We start from the raw sequence: 21,862 nt of genomic DNA, 5'->3' as shown, positions 1-21,862 counted from the left end.
CCGCGACGGCAGCCGACGCGGTGGACGTGACCGCGCTCCTGGAGCGCGGGCGGACCCTGGCCACGCCCGTGCTGCGGGCGGCGATCGAGCGGCTCGCGCCCCCCATGAACACCGTCGCGGCCTATCACTTCGGCTGGATCGACACCCACGGCAACCCGGCCGCCGGGGACGGTGGCAAGGCCGTACGCCCCGCGCTGGCCGTCATGTCCGCCGAGGTCACCGGCGCCGCCCCCGAGGTCGGCATCCCCGGCGCGGTCGCGGTGGAGCTGGTGCACAACTTCTCGCTGCTGCACGACGACCTCATGGACGGCGACGAACAGCGCCGCCACCGCGACACCGTCTGGAAGGCGTACGACCCCGCCCAGGCCATCCTCGTCGGCGACGCCCTGATGGTCCTCGCCAACGAGATCCTCCTCGAACTCGGCACCGCCGAGGCGGCCCGCGCCACCCGCCGTGTCACCACCGCGACCCGCGCGCTCATCGACGGACAGGCCCAGGACATCTCCTACGAGCACCGCGAGCGGGTCACCGTCGAGGAGTGCCTGGAGATGGAGGGCAACAAGACGGGCGCCCTGCTCGCCTGCGCCTGCTCCATCGGCGCGGTCCTCGGCGGCGCCGACGACCACACCGCCGACACGCTGGAGAAGTACGGCTACCACCTCGGGCTCGCCTTCCAGGCTGTCGACGACCTGCTGGGCATCTGGGGCGACCCGGTCTCCACGGGCAAGCAGACCTGGAGCGACCTGCGTCAGCGCAAGAAGTCCCTGCCCGTGGTGGCCGCGCTCGCGGCGGGCGGCCCCGCCTCGGAGCAGCTCGGTGAACTCCTCGCCGCCGACGCCAAGAGCAGCGACTTCGAGAACTTCTCCGAGGCGGAGTTCGCCGCCCGCGCCGCCCTCATCGAGGAGGCCGGTGGCCGGGAGTGGACCGCCGGGGAGGCGCGCCGCCAGCACGCCGTGGCCATCGAGGCACTGGACTCGATCCGGATGCCCGAGCACGTCCGGGACCAGTTCACGGCCCTCGCCGACTTCGTCGTCGTACGGAAGAGATGACCGCCATCGACCGACCGCCGGCCGCCATCGGTCGAATAGCGCTCGCGTAGTCGCCGGCCGGTGCCCGTTCACCGGACACGCACCGGCCGACGGCTGACCCACCGCAGAGATCCGTCCACTGCACGAAGGGGAAGCCATGACAGCGACGACCGACGGAAGCACCGGGGCCCTGCCGCCCCGCGCTGCCTCGGCCAGCGACACCGACACCCACACCCCGGTGGCGGCGGGGGTCCAGGACACCGCCGAACGCGCCCTGCGGCGTGCCACCGCGTTCCTCCTCGCGCGTCAGGACGCCCAGGGCTGGTGGAAGGGCGACCTGGAGACCAACGTCACCATGGACGCCGAGGACCTGCTGCTCCGTCAGTTCCTGGGCATCCGCGACGAGGAGACGACACGGGCCGCCGCCCTGTTCATCCGGGGCGAGCAGCGCGAGGACGGCACCTGGGCGACCTTCTTCGGCGGCCCACCCGAACTCTCCGCGACCGTCGAGGCGTATGTCGCGCTGCGGCTGGCCGGTGACGATCCGTCGGAGCCGCACATGGCGAAGGCGTCCGCGTGGATCCGGGGGCGCGGAGGGATCGCCGCGACCCGTGTCTTCACGCGGATCTGGCTCGCCCTGTTCGGCTGGTGGAAGTGGGACGACCTGCCGGAGATGCCGCCGGAGCTGATCTGGTTCCCGAAGTGGATGCCGCTGAACATCTACGACTTCGGGTGCTGGGCGCGGCAGACCATCGTGCCGCTCACCGTCGTCTCCGCGAAGCGCCCGGTGCGGCCCGCCCCGTTCCCGCTCGACGAACTGCACACCGACCCCGGCCGGCCCAACCCGCCCGCGCCCCTCGACCCGCTCGGCACCTGGGAGGGCGCCTTCCAGCGGCTCGACAAGGTGCTCCACGGCTACCACAAGGTCGCGCTGAAGCGCCTGCGCAAGGCGGCGATGAACAGCGCGGCCCGCTGGATCATCGAGCGGCAGGAGAACGACGGCTGCTGGGGAGGTATCCAGCCGCCGGCCGTGTACTCGATCATCGCGCTCCATCTGCTCGGCTACGACCTCCAGCACCCCGTGATGCGGGCGGGCCTGAAGTCCCTGGACCGGTTCGCCGTGTGGCGCGAGGACGGCGCCCGCATGATCGAGGCCTGCCAGTCACCGGTGTGGGACACCTGCCTCGCCACCATCGCCCTCGCCGACGCCGGCCTGCCCGCCGACCACCCCCAACTGGTCAGGGCCGCCGACTGGATGCTCGGCGAGGAGATCGTCCGCCCCGGCGACTGGTCGGTCAAGCGCCCCCAACTCCCGCCCGGCGGCTGGGCGTTCGAGTTCCACAACGACAACTACCCCGACATCGACGACACCGCCGAGGTCGTGCTGGCCCTGCGCAGGGTCAGGCACCCCGACCCCGAACGCGTCGAGAGGGCCATCGCCCGCGGTGTCCGCTGGAACCTCGGGATGCAGTCGAGGAACGGCGCCTGGGGGGCCTTCGACGTCGACAACACCAGCGTCTTCCCCAACAAGCTGCCCTTCTGCGACTTCGGTGAGGTCATCGACCCGCCGTCCGCCGACGTCACCGCCCACGTGGTGGAGATGCTCGCGGTCGAGGGACTCTCCCACGACCCGCGCACCCGGCGCGGCATCGCGTGGCTGCTCGCCGAACAGGAGCCGGGCGGCGCCTGGTTCGGCCGCTGGGGCGTCAACTACCTCTACGGAACGGGGTCCGTCGTCCCCGCGCTGGTCGCCGCCGGGCTCCCCGCCGCGCACCCGGCGATCCGCCGGGCCGTGGCCTGGCTGGAGACCGTCCAGAACGACGACGGCGGCTGGGGCGAGGACCTGCGCTCCTACCCCGACCCCGCCGAATGGGGCGGCAAGGGCGCTTCCACCGCCTCCCAGACCGCCTGGGCGCTCCTCGCGCTGCTGGCCGCGGGGGAGCGGGACTCCAAGGCCGTGGAACGCGGCGTCGCCTGGCTCGCGCAAGTCCAGCGCGACGACGGCGGCTGGGACGAGCCGCAGTTCACGGGGACCGGCTTCCCGTGGGACTTCTCCATCAACTACCACCTCTACCGTCAGGTGTTCCCGCTCACCGCGCTCGGCCGGTACGTCCACGGCGAACCGGCCGTCCTCAAGGCCGGGGCGAGCTGATGGACACGGCCGCCGTCCCCGCCCCGCTGCTGATCGCCTGCGCGCTCGGCATCGAGCAGTTCGCCCTGCGCAGCGGCGACCCGGGCGGCGCCGGGGGCCCGGTCACCGTCCTGCGGACCGGCATGGGGCCGAAGGCCGCCGAGCGCGCCGTCACCCGGCTGCTCGCCGACCGGGCACTGGAGGGGGCCGCCGTGCTGGCCACCGGATTCTGTGCCGGGCTCGCCCCCGGCATGCACCCCGGTGACCTCGTCGTCGCCGGGGAGACCCGGGGCCCGGACGGCGCCGTCACGCCCTGTGTGGGCGTCGAACGCCTGGTCAAGGAGCTGGGGCGGGCGGTGCCCGGACGCACGGTCCACACCGGACCGCTCACCGGATCCGATCACGTCGTCCGCGGTCAGGAACGGGCGGACCTCTTCGCCACCGGAGCGATCGCGGTCGACATGGAATCCGCGGTCACGCTCCACTGCGCCGTGCGAGCGGGCGCGCGCCCGGTTGCGGCCGTCCGGGTGGTCGTGGACGCTCCAGAACATGAACTGGTCCGAATCAGCACGGTACGCGGTGGAATATCGGCTTTCCGCGTTCTTCGTGCCGTCCTCCCCGCTTACTACGAATGGCACCGTTCCTTGCTGCTCCCCAGGAGGTGAGCCAGATGGCCATGCCGCTCCGCCAGTCCATCAAGGTGGCGACGTATCTCGCTGAACAGAAGCTCCGCAAGCGCGACAAGTTTCCGCTGATCGTCGAGCTGGAACCGCTCTACGCCTGCAATCTGAAGTGCGAGGGCTGCGGGAAGATCCAGCATCCGGCCGGGGTCCTCAAGCAGCGGATGCCGGTGGCGCAGGCCGTGGGCGCCGTCCTCGAATCCGGCGCCCCGATGGTGTCCATCGCCGGCGGCGAACCGTTGATGCACCCGCACATCGACGAGATCGTGCGGCAGTTGGTGGCCCGCCGGAAGTACGTCTTCCTGTGCACCAACGCGCTGCTGCTGCGCAAGAAGATGGACAAGTTCAAGCCCTCGCCGTACTTCGCGTTCGCCGTGCACATCGACGGGCTGCGGGAGCGGCACGACGAGTCGGTGGCCAAGGAAGGCGTGTTCGACGAGGCCGTCGCCGCCATCAAGGAGGCCAAGCGGCGCGGTTTCCGGGTGACCACCAACTCGACCTTCTTCAACACCGACACCCCGCAGACCATCATCGAGGTCCTCAACTTCCTCAACGACGACCTGAAGGTCGACGAGATGATGATCTCGCCCGCCTACGCCTACGAGAAGGCGCCCGACCAGGAGCACTTCCTCGGTGTGGAGCAGACCCGCGAACTGTTCAGGAAGGCCTTCGCGGGCGGCAACCGGCGCCGCTGGCGTCTGAACCACTCGCCCCTCTTCCTCGACTTCCTGGAGGGCAGGGTCGACTTCCCGTGCACCGCGTGGGCGATCCCCAACTACTCGCTGTTCGGCTGGCAGAAGCCCTGCTACCTGATGAGCGACGGCTACGTCCCGACCTACCGGGAACTGATCGAGGACACCGACTGGGACGCGTACGGCCGCGGCAAGGACCCGCGGTGCGCCAACTGCATGGCGCACTGCGGCTACGAGCCCACCGCCGTCCTCGCCACCATGGGATCGCTGAAGGAGTCACTGCGCGCTTTGCGTGAGACGGTCTCCGGGAACGGGGGGTGACGGCATGACCGCCGTGTCCCTCGGGCTGCCGGAGGTACCCGTCCGGCCGGTCGCCGAGCGCCGGGAGAGCCGACGGATCGACGTCGGGGCGGTGGCCGTCGGCGGCGGTGCGCCGGTGTCGGTGCAGTCGATGACGACGACCCGTACGTCGGACATCGGCGCCACCTTGCAACAGATCGCCGAGCTCACCGCGTCCGGCTGCCAGATCGTGCGGGTCGCCTGCCCCACGCAGGACGACGCGGACGCCCTCGCCACCATCGCCCGCAAGTCGCAGATCCCGGTGATCGCGGACATCCACTTCCAGCCGAAGTACGTCTTCGCCGCGATCGAGGCCGGGTGCGCGGCCGTGCGGGTCAACCCAGGCAACATCAAGCAGTTCGACGACAAGGTGAAGGAGATCGCGCGGGCCGCGAAGGACCACGGGACGCCGATCCGCATCGGGGTCAACGCCGGGTCCCTCGACCGGCGCCTGCTCCAGAAGTACGGCAGGGCGACACCCGAGGCGCTGGTGGAGTCCGCGCTGTGGGAGGCCTCGCTGTTCGAGGAGCACGACTTCCGGGACCTCAAGATCTCCGTCAAGCACAACGACCCGGTCGTGATGATCGAGGCGTACCGGCAGCTCGCCGCCCGCTGCGACTACCCGCTGCACCTGGGCGTCACCGAGGCCGGCCCGGCGTTCCAGGGCACGATCAAGTCGGCCGTGGCCTTCGGCGCGCTCCTGTCCGAGGGCATCGGCGACACGATCCGTGTCTCGCTGAGCGCGCCGCCGGCGGAGGAGGTCAAGGTCGGCATCCAGATCCTGGAGTCGCTGAACCTGAGGGCGCGGCGGCTGGAGATCGTGTCCTGCCCGTCGTGCGGGCGGGCGCAGGTCGACGTCTACCGGCTGGCGGACGAGGTGACCGCCGGGCTGGAGGGCATGGAGGTGCCGTTGCGTGTCGCGGTCATGGGCTGCGTCGTCAACGGTCCCGGGGAGGCGCGGGAGGCGGACCTCGGGGTCGCCTCCGGCAACGGCAAGGGTCAGATCTTCGTGAAGGGCGAGGTCATCAAGACCGTGCCCGAGTCGAAGATCGTGGAGACCCTCATCGAAGAGGCGATGAAGATCGCCGAGCAGATGGAGAAGGACGGCGTCGCGTCGGGGGAACCGGCGGTCACCGTGAGTTGACGACACGGGCTGTGGAGCACGGATCGAGAGGGGGCCCGACGTGACGATTCTGGAGAACATCCGGCAACCGCGTGATGTGAAGGCGCTGACCGAGGCGGAACTCGGTGCACTGGCCGAGGAGATCCGGGAGTTCCTGGTGCACGCCGTCGCCAGGACCGGCGGTCACTTGGGGCCCAACCTGGGGGTGGTGGAGCTGACCATCGCGCTCCACCGGGTCTTCGAGTCACCCACGGACCGGATTCTGTGGGACACCGGTCACCAGAGCTACGTCCACAAGCTACTGACGGGACGTCAGGACTTCTCCAGGCTGCGCGGCAAGGGCGGCCTGTCCGGCTACCCCTCGCGTGCGGAGTCCGAGCACGACGTCATCGAGAACAGCCACGCCTCCACCGCCCTCGGCTGGGCCGACGGCCTCGCCAAGGCCCGCCAGGTGCAGGGGGAGCGGGGGCATGTCGTCGCCGTCATCGGTGACGGCGCGCTCACCGGCGGAATGGCCTGGGAGGCGCTCAACAACATCGCGGCCGCCAAGGACCGGCCGCTGATCATCGTCGTCAACGACAACGAACGCTCCTACGCGCCGACCATCGGCGGCCTCGCGAACCATCTCGCCACCCTGCGCACCACCGACGGCTACGAGCAGTTCCTCGCCTGGGGCAAGGACGTCCTGCTGCGCACGCCCGTCGTCGGCCACCCGATCTACGAGGCGCTGCACGGGGCGAAGAAGGGCTTCAAGGACGCGTTCGCACCCCAGGGCATGTTCGAGGACCTGGGTCTGAAGTACGTCGGACCGATCGACGGGCACGACGTCCAGGCGGTCGAGTCGGCGCTGCGCCGGGCCAAACGGTTCCACGGGCCCGTCCTCGTCCACTGCCTGACCCAGAAGGGCCGGGGGTACGAGCCTGCTCTCGCCGACGAGGAGGACCACTTCCACACGGTCGGCGTGATGGACCCGCTCACCTGCGAGCCGCTCGGTCCCCCCGGTGGACCGTCCTGGACGTCGGTCTTCGGCGACGAGATCGTCCGGATCGCCGACGAGCGGGAGGACGTCGTCGCCCTCACGGCCGCCATGCTGCACCCGGTGGGCCTCGGCAAGTTCGCGGAGAAGTTCCCCGACCGGGTCTGGGACGTCGGGATCGCGGAGCAGCACGCGGCGGTGTCGGCGGCCGGCCTCGCCACCGGCGGCCTCCATCCCGTCGTCGCCGTCTACGCCACCTTCCTCAACCGGGCCTTCGACCAACTGCTGATGGATGTGGCCCTGCACCGGTGCGGGGTGACGTTCGTCCTGGACCGGGCCGGGGTCACGGGCGTCGACGGAGCCTCGCACAACGGCATGTGGGACATGTCCGTCCTCCAGGTCGTGCCGGGGCTGCGGATCGCCGCGCCGCGCGACGCCGAACAACTGCGGGCACAGCTACGGGAGGCGGTCGCCGTGGACGACGCGCCGACCCTGATCCGGTTCCCGAAGGAGTCGGTGGGGCCCGAGATCCCCTCCCTGGAACGGGTCGGCGGCATGGACGTCCTGCACCGTCCCCCGGTCCCCGCGGATCCGGAGGTGCTGCTGGTCGCCGTCGGCGTCATGGCGGGGGTGTGCCTCCAGGCCGCCGAGCTGCTTCAGGCGCGCGGCATCGGCTGCACCGTCGTCGACCCCCGCTGGGTCAAGCCGGTGGACCCGGCGCTGCCGCTGCTCGCCGCCGAGCACCGGCTGGTGGCGGTCGTGGAGGACAACAGCCGGGCGGCCGGGGTGGGCTCGGCGGTCGCCCTGGCCCTGGGGGACGCCGACGTGGACGTACCCGTACGACGGTTCGGCATCCCCGAGCAGTTCCTCTCGCACGCCAAGCGGGGCGAGGTGCTGGCGGACATCGGGCTGACACCGGTCGACATCGCCGGACGGATCAGCGCGTGCCTGGCGGGGAAGGCCGCGGTCGAGAAGGGGGCGCTCATGAGCGCTCAGGGGGCGTCGTCGACGGGTGCGTCGGCGTCGCAGGGGGATCCGATCGAGGCCGAGCCCGTCAAGGAGACACCGCAATGACCACCGGGGAACCCGCCGCCGGGAACGGGGAGTTCGACCTCGGCAGACTGCTCGCCGAGCGCGGTGCCGAGCGCTACGAACTCCACGCCCGCTACCTGAACCACCAACTCCCGCGCATGCTGCACACCATCGGCTTCGACAAGGTCTACGAGCGGGCCGAGGGCGCGTACTTCTGGGATGCCGCCGGGCAGGACCACCTGGACATGCTCGCCGGGTTCGGAGTGATGGGCCTCGGCCGCCACCACCCCGTCGTCCGCAAGGCGCTGCACGACGTCCTGGACGCGCACCTCGCCGATCTCACCCGCTTCGACTGCCAGCCCCTGCCCGGACTGCTCGCCGAACGGCTGCTCGCCCACAGCCCGCACCTGGACCGGGTGTTCTTCGGCAACAGCGGTACGGAGGCCGTCGAGACCGCGCTGAAGTTCGCCCGGTACGCCACCGGCCGGCCCCGCGTCCTCTACTGCGATCACGCCTTCCACGGGCTCACCACCGGCTCCCTCTCCGTCAACGGCGAGAGCGGCTTCCGGGACGGCTTCGCCCCGCTGCTGCCCGACACCGCCGTACCGCTCGGTGATCTCGACGCACTGGCGAGGGAGCTGAGGAAGGGCGACGTCGCCGCCCTGATCGTGGAACCCATCCAGGGCAAGGGGGTGCACGAGGCGCCGCCCGGCTATCTGCGCGCCGCCCAGGAACTCCTGCACGGGCACAGGGCGCTGCTCATCCTCGACGAGGTGCAGACCGGGCTCGGGCGGACCGGGGACTTCTACGCCTACCAGCACGAGGAGGGAGTGGAGCCGGACCTGGTGTGCGTCGCCAAGGCCCTCTCCGGCGGCTATGTACCGGTCGGCGCGACCCTCGGCAAGGAGTGGATCTTCAAGAAGGTCTACTCGTCGATGGACCGTGTCCTCGTCCACTCGGCGAGCTTCGGCTCCAACGCCCAGGCCATGGCCGCCGGGCTCGCCGTCCTGTCCGTGATGGAGAACGAGGAGATCGTGGCGAACGCCCGCGCCACGGGAGAGTTGCTCAAGAGCCGGCTGTCCGCGCTGGTCGACACGTACGAGCTGCTCAGCGAGGTGCGCGGACGGGGGCTGATGATCGGCATCGAGTTCGGCAGACCCAGGTCGCTGAAGCTGCGTGGCCGGTGGACGATGCTCCAGGCGGCGCGCAAGGGACTGTTCGCGCAGATGGTCGTCGTGCCGCTGCTGCAACGGCACCGCATCCTCACGCAGGTCTCGGGCGACCATCTGGAGGTGATCAAGCTGATCCCGCCGCTGATCATCGGGGAGCGAGAAGTGGACCGGTTCGTCGCGGCCTTCACCGAGGTGATGGACGACGCGCACAGCGGCGGCGGGCTGATGTGGGACTTCGGCAAGACCCTGGTGAAGCAGGCGGTGGCCAACCGATAGACGACGCTGCGAGCGGGCCGTGACTCCGGCGGCCGCCGCTTTGCCTCTGAGGCAAGAAATTTGCCCCGCAGGCAAAGCTGCGGCTGAATGGAGGGCATGAGCCCTTCCGAGGGTACGGACCCTCCCGAGCCCGCGGCGGACGCGGACCTGCCCGTCGTCGCCCCGCAGCTGCGTGCCCTGCGCCGCCGGGCCTCCCTCACGCTGGAGGCGGCGGCCCGGGCCGCCGGGCTGTCACCGGCGCACCTCTCCCGGCTGGAGACGGGGCAGCGCCAGCCCTCGCTGCCGATGCTGCTCGCGCTGGCCCGCGTCTACGGTACGACCGTCTCCGAACTGCTCGGCGAGACGGTCCCCGAACGGGACGCCGTCCTGCGTGCCGGTGACATGGAGCCCACCCGGGCCGGCGGCTGGACGTACTGGCAGGCGGGCGCCCCCGGACGCGGGATGCAGGCGCTGCGCGTCCATGTGCCGTACGGCTCTCAGGGCGACATCGTGCGCGTGCACCCCGGCGAGGAGTGGCTGTACGTCCTGAAGGGACGCCTGCGGCTGCGTCTCGGGGACGCCGCGCACCTGCTCGGGCCCGGGGACAGCGCGCACTTCGACTCGCTGACCCCGCACCGCATCGCCGCCGCCGATCACGACGGCGCCGACCTGCTGTTCGTCCACACCCTGCTGCAGAGCCCGACCGCCGCGCTGTGCCTCGGGCCGACCACTCCGGAGACCACCCATGGCTGACATGGAAGAGAAGTTCCCCCGCGCCCTGTGGGTGCGGCTCATCATCTACATCGCCGTCGGCCATGTCTTCGCGGCCTTCATCTACCTGTTGTTCGAGGTGGGCGCCAAGCAATGACCCAGGTGGGTGCCCGAGCGGTGACCGGGGCGGGCGCTGTGCGGTGACTAGTCGAGCAGGCGCTCGCGCAGCAGTTCCCGGCTCGTGGGGGTCAGCTTCAGGCCCTGCTCCAGGTAGGTGTCCACATCGCCCCAGGTCTCCTCGACCGTGTCGAAGGCCGCCTGGAGGTACTCGGCGCGGGCGTCGAACAGGGGGCTCAGCAGCTCCATGATCTCGGGGGAGTAGGCGTTCGGGGAGCTGCTGCTGCGGTGCACCTTGTAGCGGCGGTGCTTGGCGTTCGACTCCAGGTAGTCGGCCACGATGGCCTCGCGCTCCACACCGACGGCGAGGAGCGTCACCGCTATCGAGAGGCCCGCGCGGTCCTTGCCGGCCGCGCAGTGCATCAGCGCCGGCACGCTGTCCTCCGCCAGCGCGTGCAGCACATTGGAGTGCTCGGCCGTGCGGTGCTTGATGATCGTGCGGTAGGAGGCGATCATCCGGCCCGCCGCCTTGCCGTCGTCCAGCAGCGCGCGCAGCTGGTCCACATCGCCGTCGCGGACCATCTTCCAGAACTCGGCGCCGTCCGCCGGGTCGGACAGAGGCAGATTCACGTTCCGCACGCCGGGCAGCTCGACGTCCGGGCCCTCCAGCTTCTGATCGGCCGCATTGCGGAAGTCGAAGATCGTGTGCAGGCCGAGGGAGCTCAGGAACGCGGCGTCGTCGTCGGTGGCGTGCGCGAGATGCCCACTGCGGAACAGCACTCCGTGACGCACCCGGCGGCCGTCCACGGTCGGCAGGCCGCCCACATCACGGAAATTGCGCACCCCGGCCAACTCGGGCTCGGTCGACGGGATCTGCTGCGTCACGGGGGCTCCTCCCATCCGGCCGTCGGCGCCGATCGTCGACGGGCACGCCCTCGGCATCGAGGCGCCCCTCGACGATACGACATGGGTGCCTGACGCAATGAGTTGTCCACAGGCGCCCACGGCGTCGGCGTTCCGTTGTCCACAGGCGGCGGGGCGCTCCCGCGACGACCTGCAATGATGTTGAAGCACGATCGCACCTGTTCGAATTTGTGAGGCCATGATGTTGGACATCGCCACGGACGGCCGGACCTGGCTTCTCACGGGCCCCCGGAGCAGCTACGCCCTGCGGCTCACCGAGAACGACGAGCTGCTGCACCTCCACTGGGGCCCGAGGATCACCCTCGCCGACGCCGAGGAGCTGGCCGCCCGCCAGGAGTTGCCCTACTGGCCTTTCGAAGCTCCCGTCGACGGCCACGAGGAGTACCCCGTCGAGGGCGGGCCCCGCTTCACCCGCCCCGCCCTCTCGGTCCGCACCGAGGAGCGGCGCGGCACCGAGTGGACCTTCCAGGAGTACGAGGCGGACGGTGACGAGCTGCGCCTGCGCTTCCTCGACGACGGTCTGCGGATCACGCTCCACTACCGGATGCGCGACGACGTCGTGGAGCGCTGGGTGACCCTCGCCAACGAGGGGACCACCGTGGAACTGCTGCGGGCAGACTCCGCGACCTGGACGCTGCCCCGCCGCGAGGAGAGCTGGCGCCTGTCCCAGCTGCACGGCCGGTGGGCGGCCGAGTCCCGCCTGGCGCGCGGCGAGCTGACCTACGGCGAGAAGGTCATCGGCAGCCGCCGCGGGCACACCGGACACCAGCATCTGCCCTGGGTCGCCCTCGACACCGACGCCACCGAGGAGCACGGCGAGGTCTACGGCTGCGCCCTCGGCTGGTCGGGCTCCTGGCGGATCGCCGTGGCCCAGCTCCCGGACGCGCGGGTGCAGATCACCGGCGGTGCCGGGTACGACGAGTCGGGCCTGCTGCGACTGGAGGCGGGCGGAACGTTCACCACTCCCGTCTTCGCCGGACTGTGGTCCGACGGCGGCCACGGCGGGGCGAGCCGCGCCTGGCACGCCTACCAGCGGGCGTACGTCATCCCCGACGCCGACCGGGACCGTCCGGTGCTGTTCAACTCCTGGGAGGCCACCGAGTTCGACATCTCGGAGGAGCAGCAGCGGGCGCTCGCCGAGCGGGCGGCGGCCATCGGGGTCGAGCTGTTCGTGGTCGACGACGGCTGGTTCGGGGCGCGCACCAGCGACCGGGCCGGACTCGGCGACTGGACGCCCAACCCGGACCGCTTCCCCGAGGGGCTGAAGCCGCTCGCAGACCAGGTGCACGCCCTCGGCATGCAGTTCGGCATCTGGGTGGAGCCCGAGATGGTCAACCCGGACAGCGAGCTGTACCGGGCGCACCCCGACTGGGCACAGTTCCAACCGGGACGAAAGCGGACGGAACTCCGCAATCAGCTGGTGCTCAACCTCGCGCGGCCGGACGTCCAGGAGTACCTGTGGGAGAAGCTGGACACCCTGCTCTCCGGCGCCCCGATCGACTACGTGAAGTGGGACTTCAACCGCTGCTTCACGGACGCCGGCTGGCCCGGTGAGGAGTACCCGCAGAAGCTGTGGGTCGAGCACGTGCACGCCTACTACGCCCTGCTGGACCGGCTGCGGGCCGCGCACCCCGGCGTCGCCTTCGAGTCGTGCTCGGGCGGCGGCGGCCGGATCGACCTCGGGGTCATGTCGCGGACCGACCAGGTGTGGACCTCCGACAACACCGACCCGCTGGACCGGCTCGCCATCCAGCACGGGTTCAGTCACATCCACCCCGCGCGGGTCATGGCCGCCTGGGTCACCGACAGCCCGAACAACCAGCTCAACGGCCGGGTCAGCTCCCTGCGGTTCCGCTTCGTCAGTGCCATGGCGGGCGTGCTCGGCGTCGGCGGCGACCTCACGCGGTGGAGCGACGAGGAGCTGGCCGAGGCGCGGGAGTGGGTGGAGCTGTACAAGGAGATCAAGCCCGTCGTGCAGCGCGGCGATCTCTACCGGCTGCGTCCGCCGAGCGGAGGGATGAGCGCCGTGCAGTACGTCCACGGCGACGAGGTGGTCGTCCTCGCCTGCCTCCAGGCCCAGCACTACGGCGAGCCGCTCCCGCCGCTCCGGCTGCGCGGCCTCGACCCCGCGGCGACCTACGAATGCCGCGAAACGGGCGAACTGCACCGAGGGGCGGTGCTGTTGCATCACGGCTTGCGGACGGGGCTGCGCGGCGACTTCGACGCGAAGGTTGTCCGCTTGCGTCGCATGTGAGCGCTCTGTCCGAAATGGAACTGTTAATCCAACTGGCCCTGGAATAAAGACTACTGAGGCGTAGGTGCGTGAGCAGCGTCATATCCGTGACGCACCGTTGCCGCCATGTCCACGTAATCTTCACGCATTTCCAGGGCCATTGGAAAGGGATATCCGGCGCCTGTTTACGGAGCGTAATCGGGATTCGTTGTATGGATCACGTAGGAAGACGTACAGGAAATCCCGATGGTTGTCTCTGTGGGGACAAGTCGCTTACGTTCACCCTCGATCCGGACGGACGCCCAATCCTGCCGCCGACCGGAGCCGCGTACCGACCCGATCCATGGCAGGAGCGGGGGACCCACAGGTAGTACCGCCTGTTCCGGTCTCCGGAACGGCTAGGGGTAAAGCCGGGCACACGCCCGGCCGGACATCTCCAGTCCGCACCCGACAGCTCACCTCGCAGGCGCCGGAGAGGAATTCGCCATGCCCGCGAAGGGTAAGCACCGCCGTCCCAAGTCCCAGCGTCTCACCCGCTCCATCGCCGCCGCCGGAACCGGTGGCGCCGCGCTCGCACTGCCCCTGATGGGCGCCGCCGGCGCCCATGCCGCCACCCCCACGGCCGCCGTTTCCGGGGCCGCCGTTTCCGGGGCTTCGGAGAAGACGATCACGGCCACCCCCGAGAAGGGTGCCATCGAACAGGTCGCCGCCAAGAAGAAGGCGACGAGGACCTACACGGTGAAGGCCGGCGACTACCTCGCGAAGATCGCGGACGATCAGGACGTCCAGGGCGGCTGGAAGCGGCTCTACTCGGACAACCGTTCCGTGATCGGCTCCGACCCCTCGCTGATCCACCCCGGCCTGAAGCTCGCCATCGGCGGCAAGGCCGCGAAGGCCGGGCTGTCGCAGTCGTCGACGAAGGCCCCGTCGACGCAGTCGTCCAAGCCCTCCGAGGCGTCGAAGGCCTCCGCGTCCGCGACGCAGGACGTGGCCGACACGTCCGCGGGTCAGCCCGCTTCGTCGAACAGCTCCGGCTTCAGCCTGCCCATCGAGGGCGCGACCATCGGCACGGCGTACAAGACCGCCGGCAGCATGTGGTCCAGCGGCTACCACACCGGTGTCGACTTCGTGGCCCCGACCGGCACGAGCCTCAAGGCCGTGGGCGCGGGCACCGTCGTCTCCGCCGGCTGGGGCGGCGCGTACGGCAACCAGGTCGTCATCAAGCTCGCCGACGGCTACTACGCCCAGTACGCCCACCTCTCCTCGATCGGCGTCTCCGCGGGCCAGTCCGTGACCGGCGGCCAGCAGATCGGCCTGTCGGGCGCCACCGGCAACGTCACCGGCCCGCACCTGCACTTCGAGATCCGTACGACCCCCGACTACGGCTCGGACATCGATCCGCTGGCCTACCTCCGGTCGAAGGGCGTCACCGTCTGACGTCTCCGACGTCCCTGACGTGTCCGGCCTGTCCGACGTGTCGTCGATGGCCGGGTGGGCGCCGGTGAGGGCCGGACCCCGATGCCCGGGGTCCGGCCTTCGCCGTGTCTGGGGTCGGGTGGGGCCCGCTGCCGTGGATCGCGGTCCGGACGTTGCGCGCGTGATCGCCGCACGCTGGTGGAACAGCGGGCGGCTTGTCTTCGACCACGTCGACCCCGAGCCGTACACCAGTGGGCACTTCGGCTTCCGGACGACGTGGAGTCACTTCCGGATCCAGGACTTCAGAGTGTGGCGGCTGTCCCGACCTGGCGTATTCCCGGATTGATCGAATCTTGAAGCGTGGTCTATCTCACCGCCCGTCAACCCCTTATTACGGTCGCGTAGGTCACATCCGAAGGTGAATCATGGCCCGATGTGGCAGACGATTCGAAGAACAGCAGATCAGTGATCGGGTCGTACGTGGCGGTGGGGGACAGCTTCACCGAGGGCGTCGGCGACCTCGGCCCCGACGGGGCGTTCGTCGGTTGGGCGGACCGGTTCGCGGTGCTTCTCGCGGACCGGGTGCCCGAGGGCGACTTCAGGTACAACAATCTCGCGGTACGCGGAAAGCTCCTCGACCAGATCATCGAGGACCAGGTGCCGCGGGCTCTCGAACTCGCGCCGGACCTCATGTCCTTCTGCGCGGGCGGGAACGACATCATCCGTCCCGGCACCGACCCCGACGAGGTCGCCGAGCGGTTCGAGCGGGCGGTGGTCCGGCTCACCTCGGCGGTCGGCACGGTGATGGTGACCACCGGCTTCGACACGCGTGACGTACCGGTGCTCCGGCACTTGCGGGGGAAGATCGCGACGTACAACGGGCATGTGCGGGCCATCGCCGACCGGTACGGCTGTCCCGTGCTCGACCTGTGGTCGCTGAGGACCGTGCAGGACCGGCGGGCCTGGGACGACGACCGGTTGCACCTGTCGCCCGAGGGGCACACGCGGGTCGCGCTGCGGGCCGGGCAGGTGCTGGGCCTGGAGGTGCCGGCGGACCCCGAGCAGCCGTGGCCGCCACTGCCGCCGCGGGGGACGTTCGAGGTGCGGCGGGACAACATCCACTGGGCGCGGGAGTACCTCGTGCCGTGGATCGGGCGGCGGCTGCGCGGGGAGTCGTCCGGGGACCACGTGTCGGCCAAGGGGGCGTTGTCGCCCGACGACATCAAGATGCGGATCGCGTCCGTGGCCTGAACCGGTGGGGTTCGGCCGCTCGCGCGTGCGGTTCGCCGTGGGGCGGGGCCGTGCCGGTGCGTCAGCCCGGCGCTCGGTGCCCTACTGCTCGGGGTGAGTGGGGACGGGCTCTCCGGGCCGCTGTGGGCGACGGGCTTGACGCACCGGCACGGCTCCTTCCGTGCGTTGCCGGCCGGCCTCCGGCCCGGCCCCATCCGTGCGTGGGCAGCCTGCCCGTCGCCGTGGCACGTCGGCGGCCTCTGGGGTCAGCGCGTGGGTGACTCCGGCAGGTTGAGTTCGCGGGCCAGGGTGTCGTCCGCCCACTGTTGGGCCTTCGTGCGGGAGACCGCTCCGTCGTAGGACGTGAGTTGTACGGCCAGGCCGTCCAGGAGGGCGGTGAGGCGGAGGGCCGATGCCTGCGGGTCGGGGCAGTGGAACTCCGCGGCGGCCGTGCCCTCCTCGATGAGGCCGGTGAGCGCGGCCTTCCACTGGAGGTCCAGGTCACGGGTGACCTCGCGGAGGGCGGGGTCGCGGAGGGAGACCGCCCAGCCCTCGATCCACAGGCGCCAGCCCTTGGCCTGGCCGGTGGGCGCGTACCAGCGGACGGCCGCCCGGAGGCGGCGCAGCGCCGTCGTACGGCGGGCGATCAGCTTGCGGAGGTGGGCGAGGTCGCCCTCGGCGGCGTGGCGGAAAGCCTCGGCGACCAGCTTCTCCTTGGTCGAGAAGTGATAGAGCACCAAGGCGTTGCTCACACCGAGGGACGCGGCCACGTCGGCGATCCGTACCGCCGCCACGCCCCGCGCCTCGATCTGCTCGATGGCCGCCCGCAGCAGTTCCTCGCGCCGCTCGGCCACGCTCAACCTCACCCTGCCCACACGGCAACCTTACCTATGGGTCAGATCGGGCGGTGGCGCCCATAGCGCGCCTCGATGACCGGGAGACGGTCGGCGGCCAGCGCGTGGGCGGCAGCCCGGGGAGTCGTGCCGTCCCGCTCGGCGCGGGACAGCATCAGGTCCACGAGGGCACGCATGGAGCGGCGGGTGTGGTCGAAGGAGCCGCGCGCGTCCGGGGAGATGTCGCCGAACAGGGTCCACCACCACCAGGCGTTCGTGCCGGAGTTGACGACCACGTCGGGGAGGACCGTCACCCCGCGGGCGGTGAGCAGGTCCTCGGCCTCCGGGAGGACCGGCATGTTGGCCGCCTCGACGATCAGGCGGGCGGTGATCCGCCCCTGGTTGGCCGGGTCGATCGCGTACGAGACGGCCGCGGGGACCAGGACGTCGGCGTCGACGGCCAGCCAGGCGTCCGAGGAGGTCTCCCGGTCCTCCGGGCGCAGCGCGGAGCGGTCGACCGTGCCATGGGTGTCGCGGGCGGCGAGCAGGGCCTCGACGTCCAGGCCGACGGGGTTCGAGACGGTGCCCTTGATGTCGGCCACGGCGACGATCGTGAGGCCCGCCCGGGCGAGGAAGCGTGCGGTGGCGCCGCCCATCGTGCCCAGGCCCTGCACGGCGACCCGCGTCCCGGCGTACGGCGTGCCGGTCCGGTCCAGGGCCGTGAGCACGGATTCGGCGACCCCGCAGCCGCCCACCAGCTCGTCGAGCCCGATGCCGTCCACCTCGACGGCGAACGCGTCCGCCAGCCGACGCCGGGCGGCCCGCTCGTCGTCGAGCAGGGGGTAGACGGCCTGGATGGTCGAGACGAGGCCCGCCTCCGCGGCCGCCCGGTCCACCAGGTCCTGGGAGAGCCCCAGGTCCTCGCCGGTCGTCCAGAACGCCTCGATGTACGGGCGCGTCGCCCGCAGATAGCGCACCAGGAGGCCGTACGCCTCCGGGTCCCGAGGATCGCAGTCGATACCGCCCTTGGCGCCGCCCAGCGGGACGTAACGACCCTCCGGGTCGTAGTGCAGCGCCTCCTTCATGGTCATGCCGCGGGCCAGGCCGGCGACCTCGTCGAGGGTGCAGCCCGGCCGCATCCGCAGCCCGCCGCTGGCCACCCCGCGCACCAGCCGGTCCACCACGAGGAACCCACGACGGCCGGTGACGTGATCGGTCCAGGTCAGGGAGAGGTACGGGGCGGACATACGGGCTCCTGGGAGACGGCCGGAGGACGAGTGGCGGTGGCGGGCGGGAACGGATGGCGGGCGGAGCGGGTTGTAGAGAACAGGCGCCGGGTCCGCGGTAGCCGGGGAACAGATGGCACTACTGAACCGTTGGTCAGTATGTCACTGTGCCCCCCGGATCGGGCGCGGCGCTGTCGGCGGGGCGGACCATAATGGAATGCCTCAGCGAATCCACCAGGAGGTGCCGTGTCCGGTTCCCGTTCGCAGAGCTCGGGGCTGCGTGTCCAGCCAGCCGCCTTCGGTGCGGTTCCGACCGGCGCCAGGCTGGAGCGGATCCGCAGGTCCCCGCACTTCGCGAACGGCGCGTTCGTGAACCCGGAGGGTGCTCGCCTCGCACCCTCGCGCGGTGTCGCCCTGGAAATGGCCAAGGGGTACTTCCGCAAGGACGAGCGGGTTCGCCGGGCCCCCGCCGGTCTGATCCCCGTGCACTCCACGACCCTCGCCGACCTGGCCAGACCCCCGGCGAGCGGTCTGCGTATCACGTGGATGGGCCATTCCAGCGTGCTCGCCGAGATCGACGGGCACCGGGTGCTCCTCGACCCCGTCTGGGGTGAGCGCTGCTCCCCGTTCCCCTTCGCCGGACCCAAGCGGCTCCACCCGGCGCCGCTGCCGCTGGCCGCCCTCGGACCGGTCGACGTCGTCGTCATCTCGCACGACCACTACGACCACCTCGACATGCCCACGATCAAGGCGCTGGCCGGCACGGACACCGTCTTCGCGGTCCCCCTCGGCGTCGGTGCCCATCTGGAGCACTGGGGCGTCTCCGAGGGCCGTATCCGCGAGCTGGACTGGAACGAGGCGACGAAGGTCGGCGGCCTCACCCTGACCGCCACCCCCGCCCGGCACTTCTGTGGCCGCGGCCTGCGCAACGCCCAGCAGACGCTGTGGGCGTCCTGGGTCGTCGCCGGTGACGAGCACCGGATCTACCACAGCGGCGACACCGGCTACTTCCAGGGCTTCAAGGACATCGGTGCCGAACACGGCCCGTTCGACATCACCATGATCCAGATCGGCGCGTACAGCGAGTTCTGGCCCGACATCCACATGACGCCCGAGGAAGGGCTGCGGACCCACCTCGATCTCCAGGGCGGCGGAACCGGCGGTGTGCTCCTGCCGATCCACTGGGCGACGTTCAACCTCGCGATGCACTCCTGGGCGGAGCCCGGCGAGCGCTCGCTGTGGGCCGCGCACGAGGCGGGGGTCACCCTGGCCACGCCGCGGCCGGGCGAGCCGTTCGAGCCGCGGAACACGCCGCCGGCCGACCCGTGGTGGCGGTCCGTCGCCCGCCGACCGGCCGAGGGCTGGACCGCCTGGCCGCCGGTCGGGGAACAACTCGATCTGGTCGCCGAGAGCTGACCCTTCGGAAGTCGACCCTTCGGAAGTCGACCCGTCGGAAGTCGACCCGTCGGAAGTCGACCCTTCGAAATTCGCCCCTTCGGAAAGCGGCGACCGACATCGTCAACCTCTTGGGAATTCTCCCGACAGGGTGATTTTTCGATTGACGGCGAGGGCTGTGGAGCACATTGCTCCGCGGCCCTCGCTGTTTTTTGACGACCCGTTCCGACCAGCTCTGATCGAAATGGTGTCGCACAAAGAAAGCGACAGGAACGCCCGTCCGAAAAAAGGTCGGTCTGTCGTGCGAAGCCTCATACCAGAGCCGCGCGCTTTGCGGGGCTTTTTGTCAACTGCGCACCGCACATGACGCGTTGGCGACTACTGTGAGTTGCCGTCGGTCGACGCAGTGGCGAATTCTTCGACTCTCCCGACCGACACGCGATGGCGCACGCCCAAGTCGCCCAGATGCGGCACCCCCCACACCCAGACGGACCAGTACGAGGACGCTGATGTCTCACCTTCGCGCACCGGCCGCACGCGCAGACCGCCGTGAGGGCGGGCGGCACGGGCGATCGGCCACCCGTGCCGTCCCCGCGTTGCCCGAGATCCACATACGGCCACAACTGCTGCGTCTGGCGGTCCTGCCCCCCACCGCGGTGGCCCTCAGCGCCTGTGCCGCCGTGCTCTTCACCGTCCGCGCCGGCGCACACCGCCCCGGCCCCACCCTGTGGGCGGTACTCGCCGGCGCCGCCGCGGTCGCCCTCGCCGCCGTCCTGATCGCCTCCGTGGCCGCCGACCGCACCGCCAGATCCGTACGCGAACGCCTCGGCGTCCTGCGCGAGTCGAGCGCCAAAGGCGAGGAGGACCTGCGGGCCCTCGTCGAGGCGCTCCGGCGCGGCGAGCAGCCGCCCGCGCGCGGCCCACGCCCCAAGTCCGGCCCGGACACCGACGACTTCGGACTCCTCTCCGCCGAACTGACCCGCGCCCACGACAGCGCCGTCACCGCCGTGGTCCAGGCCTCCCAGCTCTCCAGTCACGCGGGCAGCGAGCAGAAGCTGGAGGTCTTCGTGAACCTCGCCCGGCGGCTGCAGTCGCTGGTGCAGCGCGAGATCTCCATCCTCGACGACCTGGAGAACGAGATAGAGGACCCCGACCTGCTCAAGGGCCTCTTCCACGTCGACCACCTCGCCACCCGCATCCGCCGCCACGCCGAGAACCTCGCCGTCCTCGGCGGCGCCGTCTCCCGCCGCCAGTGGAGCAACCCCGTCCCCATGACCGAGGTGCTGCGCTCCGCGATCGCCGAGGTCGAGCAGTACTCACGGGTCAAGCTGGTACCCCCCGTCGACGGCACCCTGCGCGGCCACGCCGTCGCCGACGTCATCCACCTGCTGGCCGAACTCGTCGAGAACGCCACGGTGTTCTCCGCCCCCCACACCCAGGTCCTGCTCCGCGCCAACCTCGTCACCTCCGGACTCGCCGTCGAGGTCGAGGACCGCGGTCTCGGCATGCCCGTCACCGAGCAGAACAAGATGAACGCCCTGCTCGCCGACCCCGACCAGGTGAACGTCGCGAGCCTCCTCCAGGACGGCCGCATCGGCCTCTTCGTCGTCTCCCAGCTCGCCCGCCGCCACGGCATCCAGGTCCGCCTCCAGAGCAACATCTACGGCGGCGTCCAGGCCGCCTTCGTCGTCCCCCAGGGACTGCTCGGCGCCGACCAGTCCGCCCCCGACGACGTACCACAGCCCCAGGCGGGGACCCGGCAGCCCACCGGCGTACCCCGACCGGGCACCGGCCCCCGTCACGCCCAGCATCCCTCCGGGCTGCGGCCGGCCGCGCCCGGACCGGCGGACGGTCCCGCCCCCGTCCAGCAGTTCCCCACCGGCCCGGCCGGCCGGCCGGCGCGGTCCGGGCGCCCCGACTCCGGCCCCGCCGCCCCGGGACCCACGCGTCCCTCCGTGCCCCGACAGCAGGGGCCGGGCCGCGGCAGCAGCCAGCAGGGCCATCAGGCGGGCCGCGGCGGCGGGCAGAACCAGGGCACAGGACGCGGCGGCCAGCAGGGCGGAGGCCGGACCGGGGGTATCACCCCGCTGCCGGTGCGCGGCGCGCGCGAGGACCGGCCCAACCCGTCCGAGGCAGTGCCGGGGATCCGTCCCGAGGACCGGCGCACCGTGGCCGACAACACCGGCACGCCCCCCACCCCGCGCCTCGGCGGCACGGTCCGCGGCACCATGGGCAAGCCCCAGCTGCCCCGGCGCCGCGCAGTTGGGGCACGATGTGCCGCTGTGCGCGGCGCCGGGGCAGCTGGGGCTTGCCCATGGTGCCGCGCACAGCAGCACATCGTGCCCCAAC

General features: G+C 71.1%; 17 protein-coding genes, 2 pseudogenes and 1 riboswitch. Of the genes and pseudogenes, 15 read left to right on the top strand and 4 right to left on the bottom strand.

The annotated features are described in order from the left end of the window. The 9 genes from AOK15_RS27580 to AOK15_RS27540 form a co-directional block, all read left to right on the top strand. A partial coding sequence (locus tag AOK15_RS27580; RefSeq protein ID WP_055521064.1) for a polyprenyl synthetase family protein occupies window positions 1–1,049 on the top strand: 1,049 nt, incomplete at its 5' end. A 136-nt stretch (window positions 1,050–1,185) separates the two neighbouring features. Then, on the top strand, window positions 1,186–3,180 hold the full coding sequence (shc, locus tag AOK15_RS27575; protein WP_055521062.1) for a squalene--hopene cyclase: 1,995 nt from the start codon (window positions 1,186–1,188) through the stop codon (window positions 3,178–3,180). Continuing rightward, window positions 3,180–3,824 carry a phosphorylase family protein gene (locus AOK15_RS27570; RefSeq protein ID WP_055521061.1) on the top strand — a complete coding sequence of 215 codons (645 nt, stop codon included), beginning with the start codon at window positions 3,180–3,182 and terminating at the stop codon, window positions 3,822–3,824. Before shc ends, AOK15_RS27570 begins: the two co-directional genes overlap by 1 nt. A gap of 5 nt (window positions 3,825–3,829) precedes the next feature. Then, complete coding sequence (gene hpnH, locus AOK15_RS27565) at window positions 3,830–4,852, top strand: adenosyl-hopene transferase HpnH (RefSeq protein WP_055521060.1); 1,023 nt, start codon at window positions 3,830–3,832, stop codon at window positions 4,850–4,852. A 4-nt stretch (window positions 4,853–4,856) separates the two neighbouring features. Next, complete coding sequence (ispG, locus tag AOK15_RS27560) at window positions 4,857–6,014, top strand: flavodoxin-dependent (E)-4-hydroxy-3-methylbut-2-enyl-diphosphate synthase (RefSeq protein WP_055521059.1); 1,158 nt, start codon at window positions 4,857–4,859, stop codon at window positions 6,012–6,014. A 40-nt stretch (window positions 6,015–6,054) separates the two neighbouring features. Then, on the top strand, window positions 6,055–8,043 hold the full coding sequence (gene dxs, locus AOK15_RS27555; protein WP_055521058.1) for a 1-deoxy-D-xylulose-5-phosphate synthase: 1,989 nt from the start codon (window positions 6,055–6,057) through the stop codon (window positions 8,041–8,043). Beyond that, entirely contained in the window at window positions 8,040–9,449 is a 1,410-nt protein-coding gene (locus tag AOK15_RS27550) for an aspartate aminotransferase family protein (protein ID WP_055521057.1), read from the top strand. Before dxs ends, AOK15_RS27550 begins: the two co-directional genes overlap by 4 nt. A 96-nt stretch (window positions 9,450–9,545) precedes the next feature. Next, on the top strand, window positions 9,546–10,181 hold the full coding sequence (locus AOK15_RS27545) for a helix-turn-helix domain-containing protein (protein WP_055521056.1): 636 nt from the start codon (window positions 9,546–9,548) through the stop codon (window positions 10,179–10,181). After that, window positions 10,174–10,296 carry a DUF6126 family protein gene (locus AOK15_RS27540; RefSeq protein ID WP_055521055.1) on the top strand — a complete coding sequence of 41 codons (123 nt, stop codon included), beginning with the start codon at window positions 10,174–10,176 and terminating at the stop codon, window positions 10,294–10,296. The genes AOK15_RS27545 and AOK15_RS27540 overlap by 8 nt, the downstream gene beginning before the upstream one ends. Window positions 10,297–10,343: 47 nt before the next feature. Here AOK15_RS27540 and AOK15_RS27535 read toward each other — a convergent pair whose 3' ends face one another. Further along, a complete protein-coding gene (locus tag AOK15_RS27535; protein WP_055521054.1) occupies window positions 10,344–11,141 on the bottom strand; it encodes a tyrosine-protein phosphatase in 798 nt (265 codons plus the stop codon). A 220-nt stretch (window positions 11,142–11,361) separates the two neighbouring features. Between AOK15_RS27535 and AOK15_RS27530 the strand changes: the two genes are divergently transcribed. The 4 genes and pseudogenes from AOK15_RS27530 to AOK15_RS27520 all read left to right on the top strand — a co-directional run bounded on the left by AOK15_RS27530 (window position 11,362) and on the right by AOK15_RS27520 (window position 16,080). After that, the gene (locus tag AOK15_RS27530) at window positions 11,362–13,434 is read left to right on the top strand and encodes an alpha-galactosidase (protein ID WP_055521063.1); all 2,073 of its coding nucleotides are present in this window, start codon (window positions 11,362–11,364) and stop codon (window positions 13,432–13,434) included. Window positions 13,435–13,736: 302 nt separating this feature from the next. Beyond that, window positions 13,737–13,895: riboswitch (cyclic di-AMP (ydaO/yuaA leader) on the top strand. Between the two features lie 4 nt (window positions 13,896–13,899). Beyond that, entirely contained in the window at window positions 13,900–14,850 is a 951-nt protein-coding gene (locus AOK15_RS27525; protein ID WP_055521053.1) for a M23 family metallopeptidase, read from the top strand. Between the two features lie 169 nt (window positions 14,851–15,019). Next, window positions 15,020–15,175: pseudogene (locus tag AOK15_RS47310) on the top strand (DUF6250 domain-containing protein); the annotation flags it as partial. Between the two features lie 119 nt (window positions 15,176–15,294). Then, on the top strand, window positions 15,295–16,080 hold the full coding sequence (locus AOK15_RS27520; protein WP_055521052.1) for an SGNH/GDSL hydrolase family protein: 786 nt from the start codon (window positions 15,295–15,297) through the stop codon (window positions 16,078–16,080). A gap of 245 nt (window positions 16,081–16,325) precedes the next feature. Here the strand turns inward: AOK15_RS27520 and AOK15_RS27515 are convergent, their stop codons facing one another. Continuing rightward, on the bottom strand, window positions 16,326–16,934 hold the full coding sequence (locus tag AOK15_RS27515; protein WP_185093488.1) for a TetR/AcrR family transcriptional regulator: 609 nt from the start codon (window positions 16,932–16,934) through the stop codon (window positions 16,326–16,328). Window positions 16,935–16,954: 20 nt separating this feature from the next. Continuing rightward, window positions 16,955–18,139, bottom strand: coding sequence for a Glu/Leu/Phe/Val dehydrogenase dimerization domain-containing protein (locus AOK15_RS27510; RefSeq protein ID WP_055521050.1), 1,185 nt, complete (start codon window positions 18,137–18,139; stop codon window positions 16,955–16,957). Between the two features lie 225 nt (window positions 18,140–18,364). Between AOK15_RS27510 and AOK15_RS27505 the strand changes: the two genes are divergently transcribed. Further along, a complete protein-coding gene (locus AOK15_RS27505) occupies window positions 18,365–19,534 on the top strand; it encodes an MBL fold metallo-hydrolase (RefSeq protein ID WP_055521049.1) in 1,170 nt (389 codons plus the stop codon). Window positions 19,535–19,547: 13 nt separating this feature from the next. On the opposite strand, the pseudogene AOK15_RS48875 reads toward AOK15_RS27505, so the two are convergent. Further along, window positions 19,548–19,634 (bottom strand): annotated as a pseudogene (locus AOK15_RS48875) (hypothetical protein); the annotation flags it as partial. Between the two features lie 388 nt (window positions 19,635–20,022). On the opposite strand from AOK15_RS48875, the gene AOK15_RS27500 reads away from it, so the two are divergent. Next, window positions 20,023–21,862, top strand: a 1,840-nt coding sequence (locus AOK15_RS27500) for a sensor histidine kinase (protein ID WP_205632238.1), incomplete at its 3' end; no start/stop codon positions are given.

Source organism: Streptomyces ossamyceticus (genome assembly GCF_001418475.1).
In the GTDB taxonomy this organism is placed as follows: Bacteria; Actinomycetota; Actinomycetes; order Streptomycetales; family Streptomycetaceae; genus Streptomyces; species Streptomyces ossamyceticus.
Note: the sequence above shows the minus strand (reverse complement) of the source record. Positions and strands in the feature narration are given on the sequence as shown.